Origin of the sequence: Pseudomonas sp. GOM6, from assembly GCF_029537485.1 — a bacterium.
Classification (GTDB): Bacteria; Pseudomonadota; Gammaproteobacteria; order Pseudomonadales; family Pseudomonadaceae; genus Aquipseudomonas.
In genome coordinates, this window is sequence record NZ_JARPUS010000013.1 from 1 (window position 1) to 15,766 (window position 15,766).

The window sequence follows — 15,766 nt, forward strand, 5'->3', positions numbered from 1 at the left end:
ACACAGCGGCTCGACGCCCAGGCCCAGCGGCAGGCGCTCGGCCAGATCGGAACTGGTGACCAGCCACTTCAGCCCCGAGTCCTCAACCATGTAGCTCAGGCGCTCACGCGGGTAATCCGGATCGAGCGGCACAAAGGCACCGCCGGATTTCAGCACCGCCAACATGGCGACGATCATCGCGTTGCCGCGCTCAAGGGAGACGCCGACGCGGGCTTCCGGACGCACGCCCTGGGCGGCCAGCAGCTGGGCCAGGCGATTGGCACGGCCCTCCAGCTCAGAGAACGAAATTCGCTCGGTGCCATGCACCAGGGCGATGGCATCCGGATGCAGGCGCGCCTGCTCGGCAATCAGCTCGGGCAGCAGGCGGGCGGGATCGAAGGTCTGGCGCGGCTTGTTCCACTCGGCCAGCAAGCGGCGCTCACCACTGCTGACCAGCCCCAGCTCGCCCAGCGCGGCCTGCGGTGAGGTGGCGAAGCCGTCGAGCACCTCAAGAAAGCCGTCAATCAGACGCTCGATGCTGCTTTCGGCGAACAGATCGGCGGCGTAGGCGAAGTTGATCGACAGCTGATCGCCCTTGTCGCGCACCGCGTCCAGGGCCAGGTCGAAGGGAATCTGGCTGGACGGCACCTCGTCAAGCACGGTCTCGATGCCCGGCAGCCAGTTGGCCGCCAGCGGGTGCTGACGGCGGTAATTGAAGGCCACCTGGAACAGCGGCTGCTGTCCCAGACTACGACTCGGCGCGAGCGCCTCCACCAGGCGCTCGAAGGGCATCTGCTGATGGGCCTGAGCGAGTTTCAAACCGACACGGGTCTGCTCCAGCCACTCGGCCACCGACAGCTCGGGGCGCGGCTCGGCCTTGAGCACCAGAGTGTTGACGAAGAACCCGACCAGGCGCTCATTACCCTTGGCGCGGCCGGCCACCGGCACGCCAATGCGCACTTCGCGCTGGCCAGACAGGCGCGCCAGCTGCAGCTGCAGGGCCGCCAGCAGCACGGTGAACAGGGTGGCGCCATGGGCCTTGGCCAGGTCACTGAGCCGCGCCACCATGGCCGGTTCCACCTGCAGCGTGCGGTAGGCGGCGCGGCGCGCGGCCTGGCCGTTATGCGGAAAGTCCGGGACCAGGCTCAGCGGCGGCTGTTCGCTGCCCAGGCGCTCGCGCCAGAAGGCCATCTGCCGCGCACCCGCCTCGCTGTTCAGCCACTCGCGCTGGCCCACGGCATACTCGCTGTATTGCAGCGGCTGCGGGGTCATGAACGGCTGACGGTTCTGCTGGCGGGCCCGATAGAACTCGGCCATCTCCTCGACCATCACCCGCACCGACCAGGCGTCGGAGATGATGTGGTGCATACCCACGGCCAGGGCGTGGCTGTTTTCGCCGAGCCGATACAGGGCGCAGCGCACCAGCGGACCGCGGGTCAGGTCGTAGTCGGCCTCGATAAAGTCGCGAGCCAATGCCTCGACGCGCTCGCTGCTCTGCGACAGGTCGATGAACTCCAGCGGCATCGGGCCCACGGGCAGGACGGCCTGCTGGGCCAGGCCGTCCTGCTCGCGAAATACGGTGCGTAGTGCCGCATGGCGGGCATAGACCTGATCCAGGCCATGATGCAGGCCGTCCAGATCCAGCGCCCCTCCGAAACGCAGCAGCCCTCCGAGGTTATAGGCGCTGCTGCCACTTTCCAGACGGCTGAAGAACCACAGGCGCTGCTGAGCAAAGGACAGCGGCGCCCATTCCAGAGCCAGGTTCGACGGGACTTGCGCGTTCATCACAACACCTCGTAGAGAGTGGCCTAAGCGCCCAGAGGCATGTCGGCCGCCTCGCGCCGCATCAGGCGCGTGGCATGAAATTCGATCAGGGACAGCAGTTCGTCTTCCTGGGGGCGCAGGTAGGCGTGATCGCCATCCAGCCACTCCAGGGTGAAGTCAGCGCGAGTCTCGCGGCGCCAGGCGCGCAGGTCGTCCTCGCTCAGGCAGTCGCGGCGCGCGCCGAGCACGTGCAGGGCGCAGGGCAAGGGCGCGCGGCGCTGGTAGCAGTAGCTCTCGGCCAGGGCGAAGTCGCTGCGCAGTACCGGCAGCAGTTCGCGACGGAACAACGGATCGGCCAACAGTTCGCGCGGCAGCCGCGCGAAGCCATCGAGGCTGGCGAACAGCTCGCCGTCGCTGCGTGCAGTCAGGCGCGGTGCCTGCAGACGACGCGAGGGCGCCCGCGAAGCCGAGGCGAACAGCGCCAGCGGCGCTTCATGGCCCTCGCCGATCAGCGCCTGAGCCAGCTCGAAGGCGAGCATGGCGCCCAGGCTATGGCCCCACAGCAGGTAGGGGCCCCGGCATTCACGGCGCCAGGCCTGCTTGAGGTCGGCCAGCAGCGCCGGCAGGTCCTGGCACAGCGGCTCGCCCTCGCGGGCACCACGGCCGGGCAGCTCCAGCGGGCAGACATCCAGCCAGCGCGGCAGGCGCTTGCGCCAGCGTGCGTAGGGCATGGCGCTGGCGCCGGCATGAGCCAGGCAGAACAGCTGCATCAGGCGTCCATGGCCTCGCGCAGGCTGCGCGGACGCATATCGGTCCAGACGCTGGCGATATGCGCCAGGCAGGTGGCCTTGTCACCGCGCACGCCGTCTTCCTTCCAGCCTGCGGGCACGGCCTTGTAGGCCGGCCAGATGGCGTACTGTTGCTCGTCGTTGAGCACGACCAGGAAAGTGGTTTGCGGGTTGTCCAGGCTCATGGGGTATCCCTCGTTGAAAGTGGCACGCTTTAAAGACGCATGAAGCTGCGAATAATTTTCATTTAATTCGATTGCGCGGACATGACAGTGCCCTGCCCCGCGTCCGGGGCAGAGGTATCAACAGCTATGCGGGGATCGAGCCGCCGATCTCGCGCACCGCGTCCTGGGTGGCGCGATCGCGGGCTTCGCCGGTGAGCTCGCTGAGGCGACCGCCATCCATCTTCAACAGGCGATCGGCCTGATCGAAGTAGTGGTCGTCGTGGGTGATGGCCAGCACGGTCTTGCCGGCGGCTTTCAGCTGCGGCAACAGCTCGCGGTAGAACAGGCGACGGAACAGCGGGTCCTGGTCGGCCGCCCATTCATCGAGGATAAGGATGTCGCGCCCCTCCAGCATCGCCAGCATCAGCGCCAGGCGCTTGCGCTGGCCCTGGGAGAAGCGCGTGTCGGCCAGGCGGCCGGCGTTGAACTTGACCTTGTGGCGCAGGCGCAGGCGATCCAGCCATTGCCCCACCAGCGACTCCTCCACCTCGGCACCGGCCGGACCGAGCAGGCGGGCGAACAGATGGAAGTCTGTGTACACGCTGGCGAACAGCTGGCGGTACGCCTGCCACTCGTGGGCCTGTACGGCACGCCCGTCGAGGCGGATCTCCCCTGCGGCCGGGCGATGCAGGCCGGTGAGCAGACGCGCCAGGGTCGACTTGCCGCTGCCGTTGCCGCCGACCAGGAATACCAGCTCGCCACGACGCAACTCCAGATCGATCGGACCGACATCGAAGCCGACCTCATCGCCCTCGCCCGGATAGCGGTATTCGATGCCGGACAGCTGCAGGCTCTGCCACTGACCGAGGCGTTCGACCGCTGCGATTTCGGTGGTTTCCGGCGCCAACTCCAGGGTTTCCAGCTTGTCCAGCGAGATGCGCGCGGCCAGCAGACTGGGTAATGCGGCGACAGTAGCGACCATCGGCGCGCGCAGGAACAGCACGGTCAGGGCGAAGGTGGCGGCCACTTCGCCGGGCGCCCAGCCCAGGCCACTGGCACAGAAAAACACGATACCGATGCTGCCCAGCACCATGGCGTTGGCCCAGTTGCCGGCCAGGCCGTTGAAGATGTCGGCGCGGGTGACATTGTCGCGGTAGGCGCGGGCGTCGCGGTCGAACTCCTCGTCATACAGCAGCCGCGCGCGGTCGCGGTTGAGCGCTAGCTCCTTGCGCCCGTCGATGATGGCCTGGTAGTCCTGATAAAGATGGTCTTCCGCCTCGCGCAGCAGGCGGATGTGGTGGTTGACCTTGCCGACGAAGAACCAGCCCACCAGCAGGGTAAGGCCCAGCCAGGCGGCAGTGATGCCGAACAACGCTGGCGACAGCCAGGCCAGGTAGGTGAAGGCGGCGATGCTGAGGATCAGGCCGTAGGTCAGCTCCGGCAGGTAGACGAAGGCGATGGTGATGTTGCGAATGTCGCTGGACAGGCTGGCGAGGATGCGCGCGCCGCCGATCTGCTCCAGGCGCTCGATATCGGTGTCCAGCACCCGCCGCACCAGGCTGCGGCGCAGGCGGTAGACGAAGCGGTGGCCGAGGGTATGCAGGGCCACCTGTCCTGCCCCGGAACACAGCAACAGCAACGCCAAAAGACCGAGGAAGCTGAGCAGCGTGGTCGCCAGCTCCCCCTCCAGGCGGATCAGCTTCTGGTTGATGAAGGCGATCACGCCGACGCTGAGCATCGCACTGCACAGGCTGAGCAGGACGATGCCGCAAAGCGGCAGGCGATTATCGCGGAACAACAGCTTGAGCAGTTTCATGACAGATCCAGGGCAGGAAGAACATCAGGCCGCTTCAGGTTCGAGACGGCTGCGGCAATGTTTCAGCGCGTCGCGCAGGAGGAAATGCACCAGCGTAGGCGAAGCACTGAGATGGCTGGCCACCTCGCGCTGGCTGTAGCCTTCCAGCTGGCTCATGGTGAAGACGGTGCGCGTGCGCTCGGGCAGCTCGCCGAGGGCAAACTGCAGGCGCTGCCATTGCAGTTGGCCGATGGCACGCTGTTCGGGGCCGGACTGCTGTGCGGGCAACTCGTCGAGTGCTTCCTCGTCAGCGCTGTAGCGGCCTTCCAGGTTCTGCCGGCGCAGGCGGTCGATGGCTAGGTTGCGCACCATGCGAAACAGGTAGCGCAGCGGATCGTCGATGGCGTGGCGCTCGCCGCTTTCCCATAGTTTGAGAAAAGCATCCTGCACCACGTCTTCGGCACGGGCGCGGCAGCCGAGCACCCCCTGAGCGGCGTCGGTCAGGACACGGCGGTGACTGGCATACAGGCGCTCCAGCCCTCGTTCCCTGCTTGCGCAAGGCAGTTGAACGGATAGCTCCGCCCCACCTTCCCAACGTCGATACGATCCCATCGGCCATTCCTCGGCGATAACGTGATGCGCATCTTAATGATAATTCTTATCAATTCAACAATTGCGCAGCGAATTGCCCCGCAGAAATACAAACGCCGCCCGAAGGCGGCATTGAGGTGGCACGAAGGTACTCAGGGTTCCAGCGTCATGACCACCCGACCGCCAGCCGGGCAGGTTTCCATGAACTGGTTGGCCGCGACGAAATCCTCGAAAGCAAATGTCTTGGCGATGGTCGGCTTGAGCAGGCGATCGGCCGTCATCTGATTGATGCGGGTCAGCGCCCGCTGCACCGCCGCTTCGTCGCGCTGCAGCCCCAGTTCCGGCTGACCGGTGAAGTCCAGTACGCAGTGGCGGAAGAACTGCAGGTGCTTCTTGAATGCGGCGCAGGCCGGGAACGCCGCATCGTTGCCGCCGTTGACGCCATACAGGATCAGCTTGCCACGGGTGGCCGCAACATCGCCGAGAAGCTTCATCTGCGGGCCGGCGCATTGGTCCAGCACCACTTCCACCCCTTTGCCATCGGTGAAGCGCTCCACCTCAAGCACCAGATCCTGTTCCTCAGTGTCGATCACCTTGTCGGCACCCAGCTCGCGCAGGTAACTACGGGTATCGCCTTCGCTGGTGGCAGCGATCACCGTAGCGCCCAGCGCCTTGGCCATTTGCACCGCCTGTGGTGCCAGACAGTGTGCGGCTTCGGTGATCAGCACGCGCTGGCCCGGCTGCACAGCGGCCAGTTCGACCAGGGCGAAATAGGCCAACAGGTAAGGGGTGTAGTGCACCGCCGCCTCGACCGGACTGAGTGTTTCCGGATAGCGAACCAGCGCACTGCGCGGCATCAGCACCAGATCACCCCAGGCTGGGTACTGGTTGGGGCTGAAGGCCGGGAAGCTGGCTACAGCCATGCCGGGCGCAAGATCGTCGACGCCCGGGCCTGTCGCCTCGATCAAGCCGGCCAGCTCGAAGCCGACACCGGCCGGCAGCTGCGCCGGCTGGTCAGGGGCCAGGTTCTGCCGCCACAGCACGTCGCGCCAACCGACACCAAGTGCCTGGGTGCGTATGAGCACTTCGCCGTGACCGGGTTTCGGGGTCGGCAGATCGTCCAGACGCAAAACGCTGGCATCGCCGAACTGGTGAAATCGGATCATGCGGGACATCAAACACCTCGCCTTCATATTGCTATGGCCACGGACTCTATACGGGCTTACCCGGCAAGACCACCCGCACAGATTGATAGTCACCATAAATAGGGATGATCCGCAGGGTCGCAGGCTACCCCTCGCTCCGCTTAAGACTTGACGCCGCCGGCTCACACACGCACCTTTCACGCATTCCCGGATGGAAGCTGGAACATGAACCGCAACGACCTGCGCCGTGTCGATCTCAACCTGCTGATCGTGTTCGAAACCCTGATGCACGAGCGCAGCGTGACCCGCGCCGCGGAAAAACTCTTTCTCGGCCAGCCGGCGATCAGCGCCGCCCTCGCCCGCCTGCGCAGCCTGTTCGATGACCCGCTGTTCGTGCGCACCGGCCGCACCATGGAGCCCACCGCGCGGGCCACCGAGATCTTCGCCCTGCTCTCGCCGGCGCTGGACTCGATCTCCACCGCGGTAAGCCGCGCCACCGATTTCGACCCGGCCACGAGCACCGCCGTGTTCCGTATCGGCCTGTCCGACGACGTCGAGTTCGCCCTGCTACCGCCATTGCTGCGCCGCTTGCGCGGCGAGGCGCCGGGCGTGGTGCTGGTGATTCGCCGCGCCAACTACCTCTTGATGCCCAACCTGCTGGCCTCCGGCGAAATCTCGGTGGGCGTCGGCTACACCGAGGAATTGCCGGCCAACGCCAAACGCAAGGTGCTGCGCCGCAGCAAGCCCAAGCTGCTGCGTGCCGACAGCGCACCGGGAACGGTCAGCCTGGATGATTTCTGCGCCCGCCCGCATGCGCTGGTCTCGTTCGCCGGCGACCTGACCGGCTTCATCGACGAGGCCTTGGAAAAGCTCGAACGCAAACGTCGCGTGGTGCTCGCCGTGCCGCAATTCAACGGCCTGGGTACGTTGCTCTCCGGCACCGATATTCTCGCCACCGTACCGGACTATACGGCGGCGGCCCTGACAGCCGCCGGCGGCCTGCGTGCCGAGGAACTGCCTTTACCGTCACGCACCTTCGAGCTGCACATGGCCTGGCGTGGCGCGCAGGACAACGATCCGGCCGAACGCTGGCTGCGCTCGCGTATCCAGATGTTCTGCGGCGACCCCGATAGTCTGGAGTGACGCCAACGCTCTAACACGGTGCACACACGCACTATTAACGAACGATGACGAAACCATCATTCCGGATGATAGTCATCTTCGGATTGTTCGATTCGTCTCATCAAACTCCGCCCAGCAGACTCCGCCCATTCTCAAATCCGACGGCGGAGTCACTCATGGAACAGCCCAACCCTCTTTTCTGGCGTTTTCCCCTCGCCTTGGCAGCAGCCTTGGTGCTCAGCGCCTGCGGCAAGGCCGAGGAAACCAGCCAGAACGCCCCGGCAGCCAAGGTCAGCGTTGCCGAAGTGATCGAACAGCCGATCAACGAGTGGGACGAGTTCACCGGCCGCCTGGAAGCACCGGAGTCGGTGGAAATCCGCCCGCGCGTATCCGGCTACATCGACAAGGTGGCCTTCGACGAAGGCAGCCTGGTGAAGAAAGGCGACCTGCTGTTCCAGATCGACCCGCGCCCGTTCCAGGCCGAAGTCAAACGCCTACAGGCGCAACTGCTGCAAGCCCGCGCCAACGGCACCCGCGCCGCCAACGAGGCGCGTCGTGGTGAACGCCTGCGCCAGAGCAATGCCATCTCCACCGAGCTGGCCGATGCCCGCGCCAGCGCCGCCACCGCGGCCCAGGCCGAAGTCGCGGCGATCCAGGCGCAGCTGGAGAATGCCCAGCTCAATCTCGGATTCACCCGTATCACCGCGCCCATCGATGGCCGCGTCAGCCGCGCCGAGATCACCGAGGGCAACCTGGTCAACGCCGGTGAATCGCTGCTGACCTCAGTGGTGTCGACCGACAAGGTCTACGCCTACTTCGACGCCGACGAGCGCGTATTCCTCAAATATGTGGAGCTGGCGCGCCAGTCCGGCGGCGATGCCCGTGGCGGCAGCCCGGTTTACCTCGGCCTGTCCAGCGAAGCCGGTCACCCGCACCGCGGCGAGCTGGACTTCCTCGACAACCAGGTCAACCCGCGCACCGGCACCATCCGCGGCCGCGCCGTTTTCGACAACAGCGAAGGCCTGTACACCCCCGGTCTGTACGCCCGGCTCAAGCTGGTGGGCAGCCAGACCTACCCGGCCGCGCTGATCAAGGACGAAGCCATCGGCACCGACCTGGGCAGGAAGTTCGTCCTGGTGCTGGACAAGGACAACGCCGTGCAATACCGCGCCATCGAACTCGGGCCGAAGCTGGAAGGCCTGCGCATCGTGCGCCAGGGCCTTTCCAAGGGCGAGCAGATCGTAGTCAACGGCCTGCAACGCGCCATGCCCGGCGCCCCGGTCGATCCGCAGAGCGTACCGATGGCCGACGACAGCACCCTCGCCCGTCTGGCCGAGTTACGCCGCGCCGTCGATGGTAGCCGCGCCCCGCAGGTCGCCGAGCAGAGCGCCAAGCCAGGCACGCCACGCAGCTGAGCCATACGTAGGCTGGAACACCGCTCGCTGGGTTACGCCGCGAAGCGGCTAACCCAGCCTACGAAGTCCGTAATCATGAACACCGCCCGGTGAGCCACGCCGTAGGCCGGCTCACCCCGAAAAAGCCTTTTCGAACAGGTAGACGAAGATGAATTTCTCCCAGTTCTTCATCAAGCGGCCGATCTTCGCCGCTGTGCTGTCGCTGCTGGTACTGATCGCCGGTGCGATCTCGCTGTTCCAGCTGCCGATCAGCGAATATCCGGAAGTGGTGCCGCCGACTGTGGTGGTGCGCGCCAACTTCCCCGGCGCCAACCCCAAGGTGATCGGTGAAACCGTCGCCTCGCCGCTGGAGCAAGCCATCGTCGGCGTCGAGGGCATGCTGTACATGTCTTCGCAGTCGACCAACGACGGCAAGCTGACCCTGACCATCACCTTCGCCCTCGGCACCGACCTGGACAACGCCCAGGTGCAGGTGCAGAACCGCGTGACCCGCACCATGCCAACCCTGCCCACCGAAGTGCAGCGTCTTGGCGTGACCGTGGACAAGGCCTCGCCCGACCTGACCATGGTGGTGCACCTGACGTCGCCGGATCAGCGCTACGACATGCTCTACCTGTCCAACTACGCCGCGCTCAACGTCAAGGACGAGCTGGCGCGCCTGGACGGCGTGGGCGACGTGCAGCTATTCGGCATGGGCAACTACTCGCTGCGCGTGTGGCTCGACCCGAACAAGGTGGCTTCGCGCAACCTGACGGCCACTGATGTGGTCAACGCCATCCGCGAGCAGAACCGCCAGGTCGCTGCCGGCGCCCTCGGTGCGCCGCCGTCCGATGCCGGCAACAGCTTCCAGCTGTCGATCAACACCCAGGGCCGTCTGGTCAGCGAGGAAGAGTTCGAGAACATCATCATCCGCGCCGGCGACGACGGCGAGATCACCCGTCTGAAGGACATCGCCCGTATTGAACTGGGCTCCAGCCAGTACGCCCTGCGTTCGCTGCTGAACAACCAGCCGGCCGTGGCCATCCCGGTATTCCAGCGCCCCGGCTCCAACGCCATCGAAATCTCCAATGCCGTGCGTGAGCGTATGGCCGAGCTGAAGCAGAGCTTCCCCCAGGGTGTGGACTACGAAATCGTCTACGACCCGACCATCTTCGTGCGCGGCTCCATCGAGGCGGTGGTGCACACCCTGCTCGAAGCCATCGTGCTGGTGGTGCTGGTGGTGATCCTGTTCCTGCAGACCTGGCGCGCCTCGATCATCCCGCTGGCCGCCGTGCCGGTGTCGCTGATTGGCACCTTCGCCGTGATGCACCTGTTCGGCTTCTCGCTCAACGCCCTGTCGCTGTTCGGCCTGGTACTGGCCATCGGCATCGTGGTGGACGACGCCATCGTCGTGGTGGAAAACGTCGAACGTAACATCGGCCTCGGCAAGTCGCCGGTGGAGGCTACCCGCCAGGCCATGAAGGAAGTGACCGGCCCCATCATCGCCACGGCGCTCGTACTGTGCGCTGTATTCGTGCCGACCGCCTTCATCTCCGGCCTTACCGGGCAGTTCTACCAGCAGTTCGCGCTGACCATCGCCATCTCCACGGTGATCTCGGCCTTCAACTCGCTGACCCTGTCGCCGGCCCTGGCCGCGGTGTTGCTGAAGGATCACCACGCACCCAAGGATCGTTTCTCCCGCGTACTCGACAAGCTGTTCGGCGGCTGGCTGTTCGCGCCGTTTAACCGCTTCTTCGACCGCGCCAGCCATAGCTACGTCGGCACCGTGAAGCGCGTGCTGCGTGGTAGTTCCATCGCCCTGCTGGTCTACGGTGGCCTGCTGGTGCTCGGCTACCTGGGCTTCTCCAGCACCCCGACCGGCTTCGTGCCGCAGCAGGACAAACAGTACCTGGTCGCCTTCGCCCAACTGCCAGACGCCGCTACCCTCGATCGCACCGAAGACGTGATCAAGCGCATGTCCGAGATCGCCAGCAAGCATCCGGGCGTGGAGAACACCGTGGCCTTCCCCGGCCTGTCGATCAACGGCTTCACCAACAGCCCGAACAGCGGCATCGTGTTCACCCCGCTCAAGCCGTTCGATGAGCGCAAGGACCCGTCGATGTCCGCCGGCGCCATCGCCGCCGAACTGAACCAACAGTTCGCCGAGATTCAGGACGCCTACATCGCCATCTTCCCGCCGCCTCCCGTACAGGGCCTCGGCACCATCGGCGGCTTCCGCCTGCAGGTGGAAGACCGTGGCAACCTGGGTTACGAAGAGCTGTACCAGCAGACCCAGAACATCCTGGCCAAGGCCCGTCAGCTGCCGGAACTGGACCCCATGTCGCTGTTCACCAGCTACCAGGTCAACGTGCCGCAGATCGACGCCAACATCGACCGCGAAAAAGCCAAGACTCACGGCGTGGCCATCAGCGACATCTTCGACACCATGCAGGTGTACCTGGGTTCGCTGTACGCCAACGACTTCAACCGCTTTGGCCGCACTTATCAGGTCAACGTCCAGGCCGACCAGCAGTTCCGTCTGGAGCCGGAGCAGATCGGCCAGCTCAAGGTGCGCAACAACCGCGGGGAAATGGTGCCGCTGTCGACCTTCGTCAAGGTCGAGAACAGCGCGGGCCCGGATCGGGTGATGCACTACAACGGTTTCATCACCGCCGAGATCAACGGTGCGGCGGCGCCCGGCTACAGCTCCGGCCAGGCCGAAGCCGCCATCGCCAAGCTGCTCGACGAAGAGCTGCCCAACGGCATGGCCTATGAGTGGACGGACCTGACCTACCAGCAGATCCTCGCTGGCAACACCGCGATCTTCATCTTCCCGCTCTGCGTGCTGCTGGCCTTCCTGGTGCTGGCCGCCCAGTACGAAAGCTGGAGCCTGCCGCTGGCGGTGATTCTGATCGTTCCGACCGTGCTGTTCTCCGCCATCACCGGGGTGATCCTGGCCGGCGGCGACAACAACGTGTTCACCCAGATCGGCCTGATCGTACTGGTGGGTCTGGCGTGCAAGAACGCCATCCTCATCGTCGAGTTCGCCAAGGAGAAGCAGGAAGAAGGCATGGACCGCATGAGCGCGGTGCTGGAAGCCTGCCGCCTGCGTCTGCGCCCAATCCTGATGACTTCCATCGCCTTCATCATGGGCGTGGTGCCCCTGGTGCTCAGCTCCGGCGCCGGCGCGGAAATGCGCCATGCCATGGGTGTGGCGGTGTTCAGCGGCATGATCGGCGTGACCTTCTTCGGCCTGCTGTTGACCCCGGTGTTCTACGTACTGATCCGCGCCTTCGTGGAGAAACGCGAAGCGCGCAAGGCCGCCCTGATCAAGGAAGCACACGCATGATGTACAAGGCTTTCGCCCCTGCCCTGCTGGCCCTGGCCGTTTCCGCCTGCGCCGTGGACCCGGACTACCAGGCCCCGGCAACCGAGCCCGCGCGGCTCGCCGCTGCCGATTCTGCCAAGGTCGAGCGCGAGCGTTTCGAAACGCTGTGGTGGCAGCAGTTCGACGACGCCACGCTGAACCAGCTGGTTCAGCAGTCACTGCAGGAAAACCGCGAGCTGCGCGTGGCCTTCGCCCGCCTCAAATCGGCCCGCGCCATTCGTGACGACGTCGGTAATGACCAGTTCCCGGTCATTACCAGCGCCGCCAGCGGTGAGTTCGGCAAGGCCCAGCAACCACCGACGACTGAACAGCGTATCCGCCAGGAACGCTATGACCTGGGCCTGAACATGGCCTGGGAGCTGGATCTGTTCGGCCGCATCCAACGCCAGATCGAAGCCAGCGAGGCTGACATCGGCGTGGCCGAGGCCGAGCTGCAGCAGCTGCAGGTTAGCCTGATCGCCGAACTGGTGGATGCCTACGGCACCTTGCGCGGCGCCCAGCTGCGTGAGGCCATCGCCAAGGAGAACCTGAAAAATCAACAGGACTCCCGCGCACTCACCGTGCAATTGCGCGATGCCGGCATCGGTAACGAGCTAGACGTGCTGCGCGCCGATGGTCGCCTGGCCGCAACCGAAGCCAGCGTGCCGCAGCTGCAGGCTATCGAAGCACGAGCACGCAACCGCATCGCCACCCTGCTCGGCCAACGTCCAGAGCAGCTGAGCGTGGACCTGTCGCCCAAACCGTTACCGGTGATCGCCAAGGCGCTGCCGATCGGCAACCCCGCCGACCTGTTGCGCCGTCGCCCCGATATCCGCGCCGCCGAGCGCCAGTTGGCCGGAGCCACCGCGCAGGTGGGCGTGGCCACGGCGGATCTGTTCCCGCGCGTGAGCCTGTCCGGTTTCCTCGGCTTCACCGCTGGGCGCGGTTCGCAGATTGGCGCCGCCGATGCCCGTGCCTGGGCCGTGGCCCCCTCCATCAGCTGGGCTGCGTTCGATCTGGGTAGCGTGCGTGCCCGTATTCGCGGCGCCAAGGCCGATGCCGAAGGCGCGCTGGCCAACTACGAGCAGCAGGTGCTGGTGGCGCTGGAAGAATCGGAAAACGCCTTCAGCGATTACAGCAAGCGCCAGCAGCGATTGGTGTCACTGGTTCGCCAGTCGGAAGCCACCCGCGCCGCCGCCGAACAGGCCGCCGTGCGCTACCGCGAAGGTACGGTGGACTTCCTCGTGCTGCTCGATGCCGAACGCGAGCGCCTGGCCGCCGAAGACGCCCAGGCCCAGGCCGAGGTCGAGCTGTATAGCGGCATCGTCGCCATCTACAAGGCCCTCGGCGGCGGCTGGCAGCCCAGCGCCTGAGCAACCTTTCCTCCTGAGTCGGCCCGCCCTTGCCGACCATTGCGCTCCCCGCGGTCCGCTCCTGGTCGCGGGGATTTTTTTGCGCATCGCCCCGGAAACTAAACTGGAACTTAGATTTACTCATCCCAGCACATTTTCGAGGATAAAACTAAGCCACAACTTATATTCGGTTGAAATTCATCCAGAAGCGCAAGTAATCTAAGCCTTAGTTTAGATTTGGAGGCCGCCATGCCGCTGATCCCCATCCACGACGCAGCCGATATCGGCACCCTCGCCCGCCAGTTGCGAAAGCGCCAGGGCATCCGCCAGGACGACATGGCGGCGATTATCGAAGCGAGCCACGTATTTCTGCGCGATGTCGAGCTGGGCAAGGGCACGGTGCAGCTGGGCAAGGTGCTGCGCCTGCTCGATGAGCTGGGCGTACGCATACATCTTGAAGTGCCCGAGGATGCACCATGAGGCAGCTGCGCGTCTGGCTCAACGAGCAGCCAGTAGGACTGCTGCGCGAACAGGACAACCTCTGGCAGTTCGCCTACGAGCCCGGTTGGCTGGCCTCCACCGAAGGCTTCGATCTGGCACCGCAGCTGCCGCGCGCTAGCGGTGAAATCCATGACGGCGGTAGTCAACGACCGGTGCAGTGGTTCTTCGACAACCTACTTCCGGAGGAGCAGGCACGCAGCCTGCTGGCCCAGGATGCACGGGTCGACGTGGCCGACGCCTTCGCCCTGCTCGCCTACTACGGCGCCGAATCGGCTGGGGCACTAACCCTGCTGCCACCCGATCAGCCACTGCCGGGCGGCGGCCTGCAGCCGCTGCCGTCCGCCGAGCTGGCACGACGTATCGACAATCTGCCCCGTGTTTCCCTGGGCCATTCCGCGCCCAAACGCATGTCGCTGGCCGGCGCGCAGCACAAGCTGGCGCTGGTACTGCAAGCGGGCGAGCTTTATGAACCGCTGGGGCAGGAGCCCTCCACCCACATCCTCAAGCCGGATCATCCCGAGCGCGAGCACTACCCGCACAGCGCCGCCAACGAATGGTTCGTCATGCGCCTGGCGGCCGCCCTAAAGCTGCCGGTACCGACCGTCGAGCTGCGTCAGGTGCCGCATTCGGTGTACCTGGTCGAGCGCTTCGACCGCCAGCGAGTCGGCGGCCGCCTGCAGCGCCGCCATATGCTGGACGCCTGCCAGCTGCTGTCGCTGGACCGCACCTATAAATACCGCATGGCCACCCTGGAAACCCTGCAACGCCTGGTCGAGCTCTGTCGCAGCAAGGCCCTGAGCCGACAGGCACTGCTGCGCTGGGCGCTATTCAATGCCTTGCTCGGCAACAACGATGCACACCTGAAGAACCTGTCGTTTTTCGTCGGCGCCCGTGGCATCGAGCTGGCCCCGCATTACGACCTGCTCAGCACCAGCGTCTACGCCCGCGACAATGCGTGGGGCTCGGCCGAGCTGTCCTGGCCAATGGGCAAGGCACGCCACTTTGCCGAGCTGACGCGCGTTGATGTGCTGGCCTTCGGCGAAGCGCTCGGCCTGCCGGCCAGCGTGACGACCCGGCAACTCGATAGCCTGTTGGGCAGGCTGCCCGAGGCAGCGGATCAGCTATTGGATGTGGCGCTGCAGCAGGGTTTGAGCGCAGGCGAGCTGCGACTGCTGCGGCAGATCCGCCATGGCGTGCTGGCGGACATGCTGCTGCAACTGGGCTGATCGGCTCAGCCGTTGCACGCGCCCGGCACGCAATCGCGCGCCGACTCCGGCACACCGAAAATCAGGTCGAAGGCCCATTGGAAGACCAAGGCGTAGAAGAAGAAAAACGTCAGCAGACCGATATCGGCAATCAGCGCCTGCCACCAGCCTATCTCCAGCCACCAAGCCATCACCGGCACCAGCAGCAGAGTCAGGCCACCCTCAAAGCCTAGCGCATGCAACAGTCGCCGGCCGAAGGTACGGGCGCGCTGCTTCTGCCTCACCTCCCAGTACTCGAACAGGCTGTTGAACAGCACGTTCCAGCTCAGCGCCAGCAGTGACAGCAACAGTGCCAGCGCACCGGAATGCGCCAGTCCCTTGTCGAAGACCAATGCGATGGCAGGCGCCACGAACAAGGCGGCGACCAGCTCATAGAGCACAGCCTGTGTCACCTTTCTCTTTGCCCCTTGCATCGCACTGATCTCCTCAAAGCAGCGCCGAAGCGGCCCTGCATGGGCGCTTACTCTATGTTTGCCGAGAGCGAGAGACAAATGACCTATAGTTCGCCAGGATGAATTCAACTCACCCATCAGGATGCC

At 65.2% G+C, this 15,766-nt stretch carries 13 protein-coding genes; 6 read left to right on the forward strand and 7 right to left on the reverse strand.

Annotated features, from left to right (window positions below):
* The 6 genes from P7A97_RS15205 to P7A97_RS15230 form a co-directional block, all read right to left on the reverse strand.
* On the reverse strand, nt 1-1,764 hold a 1,764-nt coding region (locus tag P7A97_RS15205), incomplete at its 3' end, for a condensation domain-containing protein (RefSeq protein WP_277690825.1).
* Nucleotides 1,765-1,787: 23 nt separating this feature from the next.
* Nucleotides 1,788-2,513 (reverse strand): alpha/beta fold hydrolase, encoded by a 726-nt coding sequence (locus P7A97_RS15210; RefSeq protein WP_277690826.1) that lies wholly within the window; start codon nt 2,511-2,513, stop codon nt 1,788-1,790.
* Nucleotides 2,513-2,716: an MbtH family NRPS accessory protein gene (locus P7A97_RS15215; RefSeq protein WP_277690827.1), complete on the reverse strand. Its 204-nt coding sequence runs from the start codon at nt 2,714-2,716 to the stop codon at nt 2,513-2,515. The genes P7A97_RS15210 and P7A97_RS15215 overlap by 1 nt, the downstream gene beginning before the upstream one ends.
* 124 nt (nt 2,717-2,840) lie before the next feature.
* Nucleotides 2,841-4,511, reverse strand: coding sequence for a multidrug ABC transporter permease/ATP-binding protein (locus tag P7A97_RS15220; protein WP_277690829.1), 1,671 nt, complete (start codon nt 4,509-4,511; stop codon nt 2,841-2,843).
* Between the two features lie 24 nt (nt 4,512-4,535).
* A complete protein-coding gene (locus P7A97_RS15225; RefSeq protein ID WP_277690830.1) occupies nt 4,536-5,102 on the reverse strand; it encodes a sigma-70 family RNA polymerase sigma factor in 567 nt (188 codons plus the stop codon).
* 131 nt (nt 5,103-5,233) lie between these two features.
* Nucleotides 5,234-6,256 (reverse strand): zinc-dependent alcohol dehydrogenase family protein, encoded by a 1,023-nt coding sequence (locus P7A97_RS15230; protein ID WP_277690831.1) that lies wholly within the window; start codon nt 6,254-6,256, stop codon nt 5,234-5,236.
* Between the two features lie 195 nt (nt 6,257-6,451).
* On the opposite strand from P7A97_RS15230, the gene P7A97_RS15235 reads away from it, so the two are divergent.
* From P7A97_RS15235 to P7A97_RS15260, 6 genes are all read left to right on the forward strand, one after another.
* On the forward strand, nt 6,452-7,369 hold the full coding sequence (locus P7A97_RS15235; RefSeq protein WP_277690832.1) for a LysR family transcriptional regulator: 918 nt from the start codon (nt 6,452-6,454) through the stop codon (nt 7,367-7,369).
* 155 nt (nt 7,370-7,524) lie between these two features.
* Nucleotides 7,525-8,763, forward strand: a complete 1,239-nt coding sequence (gene mexE, locus P7A97_RS15240) for a multidrug efflux RND transporter periplasmic adaptor subunit MexE (RefSeq protein ID WP_277690833.1) — start codon at nt 7,525-7,527, stop codon at nt 8,761-8,763.
* A 148-nt stretch (nt 8,764-8,911) separates the two neighbouring features.
* Entirely contained in the window at nt 8,912-12,091 is a 3,180-nt protein-coding gene (locus tag P7A97_RS15245; protein WP_277690835.1) for an efflux RND transporter permease subunit, read from the forward strand.
* Nucleotides 12,088-13,482, forward strand: a complete 1,395-nt coding sequence (locus P7A97_RS15250; protein ID WP_277690836.1) for a TolC family protein — start codon at nt 12,088-12,090, stop codon at nt 13,480-13,482. The genes P7A97_RS15245 and P7A97_RS15250 overlap by 4 nt, the downstream gene beginning before the upstream one ends.
* A gap of 228 nt (nt 13,483-13,710) precedes the next feature.
* Nucleotides 13,711-13,941 carry a helix-turn-helix domain-containing protein gene (locus tag P7A97_RS15255; RefSeq protein WP_277690837.1) on the forward strand — a complete coding sequence of 77 codons (231 nt, stop codon included), beginning with the start codon at nt 13,711-13,713 and terminating at the stop codon, nt 13,939-13,941.
* Entirely contained in the window at nt 13,938-15,188 is a 1,251-nt protein-coding gene (locus P7A97_RS15260) for a HipA domain-containing protein (protein WP_277690838.1), read from the forward strand. Before P7A97_RS15255 ends, P7A97_RS15260 begins: the two co-directional genes overlap by 4 nt.
* 5 nt (nt 15,189-15,193) lie before the next feature.
* On the opposite strand, the gene P7A97_RS15265 is transcribed toward P7A97_RS15260, so the two are convergent.
* Entirely contained in the window at nt 15,194-15,640 is a 447-nt protein-coding gene (locus P7A97_RS15265) for a PACE efflux transporter (protein WP_277690839.1), read from the reverse strand.
* Between the last annotated feature and the right edge of the window lie 126 nt (nt 15,641-15,766).

Excerpts from the sequence above, each read along its gene's own strand:
- P7A97_RS15230 (WP_277690831.1), bottom strand. The coding sequence starts at position 6,256 with ATGTCCCGCATGATCCGATTTCACCAGTTCGGCGATGCCAGCGTTTTG.
- P7A97_RS15210 (WP_277690826.1), bottom strand. The coding sequence starts at position 2,513 with ATGCAGCTGTTCTGCCTGGCTCATGCCGGCGCCAGCGCCATGCCCTAC.
- P7A97_RS15225 (WP_277690830.1), bottom strand. The coding sequence starts at position 5,102 with ATGGGATCGTATCGACGTTGGGAAGGTGGGGCGGAGCTATCCGTTCAA.
- mexE (WP_277690833.1), top strand. The coding sequence starts at position 7,525 with ATGGAACAGCCCAACCCTCTTTTCTGGCGTTTTCCCCTCGCCTTGGCA.
- P7A97_RS15220 (WP_277690829.1), bottom strand. The coding sequence starts at position 4,511 with ATGAAACTGCTCAAGCTGTTGTTCCGCGATAATCGCCTGCCGCTTTGC.
- P7A97_RS15250 (WP_277690836.1), top strand. The coding sequence starts at position 12,088 with ATGATGTACAAGGCTTTCGCCCCTGCCCTGCTGGCCCTGGCCGTTTCC.
- P7A97_RS15235 (WP_277690832.1), top strand. The coding sequence starts at position 6,452 with ATGAACCGCAACGACCTGCGCCGTGTCGATCTCAACCTGCTGATCGTG.
- P7A97_RS15215 (WP_277690827.1), bottom strand. The coding sequence starts at position 2,716 with ATGAGCCTGGACAACCCGCAAACCACTTTCCTGGTCGTGCTCAACGAC.
- P7A97_RS15245 (WP_277690835.1), top strand. The coding sequence starts at position 8,912 with ATGAATTTCTCCCAGTTCTTCATCAAGCGGCCGATCTTCGCCGCTGTG.
- P7A97_RS15260 (WP_277690838.1), top strand. The coding sequence starts at position 13,938 with ATGAGGCAGCTGCGCGTCTGGCTCAACGAGCAGCCAGTAGGACTGCTG.
- P7A97_RS15255 (WP_277690837.1), top strand. The coding sequence starts at position 13,711 with ATGCCGCTGATCCCCATCCACGACGCAGCCGATATCGGCACCCTCGCC.
- P7A97_RS15265 (WP_277690839.1), bottom strand. The coding sequence starts at position 15,640 with ATGCAAGGGGCAAAGAGAAAGGTGACACAGGCTGTGCTCTATGAGCTG.